1 protein-coding gene and 1 pseudogene are annotated in these 4,489 nt (G+C 41.6%); both read right to left on the reverse strand.

Annotated features, from left to right (window positions below):
- Nucleotides 1-18 precede the first annotated feature (18 nt).
- A complete protein-coding gene (locus AC4MRV_RS21595) occupies nt 19-4,137 on the reverse strand; it encodes a zinc-dependent metalloprotease (RefSeq protein WP_491189339.1) in 4,119 nt (1,372 codons plus the stop codon).
- 28 nt (nt 4,138-4,165) lie between these two features.
- Nucleotides 4,166-4,489, reverse strand: a pseudogene (locus tag AC4MRV_RS21600) (hypothetical protein); the annotation flags it as partial.

The raw sequence follows: 4,489 nt of genomic DNA on the forward strand, positions 1-4,489 counted from the left end.
AGTTTAGAGTACTATGCATTAACGATCGTAATGAGGCAGTTTCTCTAACATCTTAGCTTCTTGATACTTCAATAACTCAAAGTCAGTACCAATGTATGACTTCATTAAATCGAAGTCTTTTCCTAGCAACTCACTTTCCAAGTTAGATTGCAAAAAGTTAGCGTCAAATAAACGTGATACTTCTTTTGCCTCAGCGTAGAACGTTGGAATCCAACTAACCGGGTAGTTGATTACATCAATAGCATCTTGAGTAAATGCCCCTGTGCTGGTCACAATACATACACCGCTATGGAACGTTGTCTTACAACCTGTTGCGGCAATATCTTCATCTGAGTTACCTTTCAGTTGGCCACTAGCCACTAGGCTATCAATCAATGAATGTAGAGAAGTAGCCAGCTCAGAACTAGGAATGGTTCCAGCGTTAATCTGATTGAAAATCGCCTCAGAACCCGTCATTAATGCATGACCACCTGGGTGACGCAATTTCTGACCTCCGAAGTTATCTTGCTGTAAATAAGTACCGAAGTTAGTTGCACTTTCAATTGCTGTATCCCATTGCTCTTGATAAGAGTTTACAAATTCATTCACGCCATCTAATGACGGTTGTGTTTTCAAGAACTCTTCCGTTTGGAATACTGCCGAGCTTTTCGCCTGAGTGATCATGTCACGAGCAATGGAGTGTTGAACACCTGCCGAATACTGGCGGCCATCCAATTCCAAAGTAACATGATCTGCACGCGCAGTTTCGCCCGTTGTATCAAATACCGATATTGAATCAATAAAGTTACGCGCCAAGAATTTCTTCTCTGGGTGAACAGATTCTGCATCGTATGCTAAAGATTTGAGTGTTGCTTCAACCAAGTTAGTATCTTGAGTACGGTTTGTATATGTAAACCAACTCATAATAATATTTTCCGGGTAGTTCAGTCGACGAATCTTCTGAGCGGTATAGTCTGGCGCGTATGGCACTTGAGATACTACTTCAGCACCATTTTTATCAATAAACTGATAACCAGAATACTCTGAGCCCAATGTCCAGTGGCGAACGAGCTCATCAACTTTTTTACGAACAGATGGAATATCAATAATCGCAGTGTCACCGCCCAACACCATGTCACGACTAGCGATTTGCTGAGCAGCAATTAAACGGTAGAACCACACACCAAACGCATCAATTTCATCATAGTTAGACCAATCACTCATCTCATGGTTTACAGTACTACCAGCCGTCTGATGGTTAAGGTATTGACCACCTTTTAGCTCAGATACAATTTCATAAGATTCAGTTTTTTGGCCTGATGCATTGTTGATTGCTAGCTGCGCATTTAACGTTGCATCAAAACAATCGAGCGGTAGTTCATGGTTTTCGTTTAAGTCCCAACGCACTTTTCCGTACATGTCTTCTAAACTAATATTTTCATAAGTCTCAGAGCCATTTGAGGTTTTGGTCACTTTTACCTGACACGTTTTTTCAGGTGTCGCAAGCATTGAAACCATTAGTTCTCCTGCTTTTTCTGCCGACTTATAATAATCACACGCTAACGGCCAACGAGGTTCACCATTATCTTGAATTACACACATAGCTTCAGCGAATACAAGAGGATCATCCCAGTCGTTGTAATCAGCAGCCATTGTAATGAAGCCCCAAGACTGCATGCCATGACTTGCAATATCCATCATTCTATTACGGAAGAAGAAATAGCGACCGATTGTACCTCGCTCCGTAAAGCTATAGTCTTCACCACGGAAGTTAAACATATCATGGAAGTTTTCTAAATTATGATAGTGGTAACTTGCACTTTCCACACGGTCAGTACCTTCATCGTGACGATCACAATCCCATGTACTACCTACGTTACCATCTGTACAGAAACCATATTCTTTGATTTCTGTTGCAATTTCGACTGGAGCTTCTGGCTCTGTTGGCTTGATCGGCTGAGTCAGTGTTTCTGCCGGAGTACCACCATCGATCTGAGCTTGGTACTCTGCTAGCGCTTCATTGTAAGTCACCATCTCAGCTTCATAGGCAGTGACCAACTCTTTATAGGAATCCAACGCACTATCATTGATATCATTCAATGAGAACTCTAGTTGAGTGATTGGTGAGAATGGTGAACGTTCAGTGTTCGTTGGTATATCTGCTTGCTCATACTGGTTACGGTACTTAGCATCAAATGGTTCTAAGCTATGTATATTTCCATCTTGATCTTCAACCACACGTGCATATGCAACTTTTAGAGCAGCAATATCGTAAGCACCCAATACAGGTTCAATATCTAGTTCAGAGGGAGCATAGTCCATAATAGAAGTTGCAGCAGGAATACCTCTGAGCCCCATCTGATCAGCTTGCTCTTGGGTATAAAAATTGGCTTTGTCCGCAGAACCTTCGAAGTTATGTCTCAAGCCTAGGTTGTGCCCAAGCTCATGAACTAGTGTGGTTTTGTAATTGTGTACGCCAAATACTTCGCTTACTTGTTCTTTTTGAAGTGAATTCAACTGATCAAAATCTTTGAGCTCATTGTTAGAGTCAAAATAGCCACCTTCGTCGAAGTCTATTCCAGGCAGACCATTCTTTTCAGTACTTGATACCCAAACATTATTTGCAGAGAACATGGTGTTGCGCGACCAAAACTCCTCGACTTTATCTTTATCAAAAACAGCATCCACTGCTTCCTTTGCTTCCCCAAATAGGTTCGCGTAGCCTTCGCTATTTTTAACTTGGTTTTCTAAATCCAGAGTTCTTAACTCTTTCATTTCAAACTCTAAAAGCCTTTCGCTATCAGGTAATACATAGCCCGTGTCAAACGCACTTTCCTGGCGTTCGTTAAGTGTGTTGTTTGTAACTTTCAACTGACTCGCTACCGCAACTGCACCTTCTTCAGGTTCAGCAACAACGGTTGCTTGGTCAGCTAACAAACGAGCATTATATAAACGTGCGAATTGATCCCATTGTCTAGGAACTGTGCGTAAAATAGTTCCTGGGTACATATTCGTAAATGCACTAATAATCTCACCAGTTAATGGGTTAGCAGCTGATGGACCATAACCAAGTAAACCGGCATCCGATGGTTCCGCAAACATGTTAATAGCATTGTAACGTAAGTCACCAGACGCAATGTTTGCAGCTCTATCTCTATTAATAATCTTAACTGGTGGTACACCCGCGGCTTCCATTTGAGCTGCCATAGTGTCCACAGTTTCCAATGTTGCTCTCAGCCAAATCTCATTGCCTTCTTCAAAAAAATCATCACTAAGGTAAAAATCAATAGATTCAAGATTTGGAGAGAATCGGTTTAGGTATGCGCCATTCGAAAACTCAGAAGATGTTGAGTTATTGTTGTCAGCTTTTTTAAATTCGCTAGTAAAGAACCCAAACTTATTTTGGTCTGCTTGCGCTTGGTAAATAGGAGTGTAGTTCGCATCAGCATACTTATCTAAACGAACAAACGAATAAAAGAAGCGAGCTTTGCCATTACCATCTTTAAAATGACGCTCTAGTTCAATATTGATCACGCCATTTGCAGGGTCGAACTCTTTCATCGCTACTTCAGTCGATAGTGCGTCACTGCCATAGTAATCGTTGATATCATTAATGTAAGCTTTCAAGCCCTCATAATCAGGGAGAAAGTGCGAACGTTCGTACCATTTAGCATCAAGCTCGTCTACCTCCTCCTCTTTGTTTGTACAATCGCCGTAGTTGTCTTCACTACATTGGTATGCAGTATAAGTACCCGGAATTTCTAATACTCTCGTCAAATCTATATTGTCCGCCCAACGGCTTTCCTCAAGAACTTGAGGGTTATTGGGATCATATTTGACCACGTCAGGATCAATACGCTTCGCAACTAATCCGTCTTTCGTCAAGCTTAAAGTGACAAGAACTTCACCACCTGCAAAATAAGCGTACATATCAGCATCGCGTGGCGCTGACGATGTCGATGGACGGTACATCCAAACACCGGGAAGCGGAATTTCTTTTACTTCGTTGTAATCAGTTACAGGTTCATAAGATGTTATAGAAGAGATTTGAACCTGATTTTCATCTTTAGATAGATAATCGTATGCTTGATCATCAGCGCCACACCCAGCCAAAATAGCCGTGATTGCGGAGCTTAATGCAATCTTTTTAAAGTCCATATTGAATCCTTTTATTATTTTTATTTCCCTAGAATGAGAATGTTATATCTGCTGAATAAGAGGCTTTGTCTGCATCGAATAGATCGATATTGCCCAATGTGCCTCGCTCAGCATCTGCATATGCGCCTGACGTTGCAGCTGCAAGAGTAAACGACCAATTATCGGCAAAGTCATACACTCCATAGATAGACCCGCCATAATCAACTGAATCGCGCCTGTTCCCTTGGTAACTGATGGTATTCCCACCTAAGGCATCTATTCCTAAAGTTAGCTTTTCCCAACTATAACTCGCGCCAGTATATAAGGAGTACGTCCACTCAGTGAGCGACTTGCCACCATACGTTTTATATTG

This window comes from Vibrio sp. (assembly GCF_984391705.1).

Coding starts and splice junctions, on each gene's coding strand:
- AC4MRV_RS21595 (WP_491189339.1), bottom strand. CDS start 4,137: ATGGACTTTAAAAAGATTGCATTAAGCTCCGCAATCACGGCTATTTTG.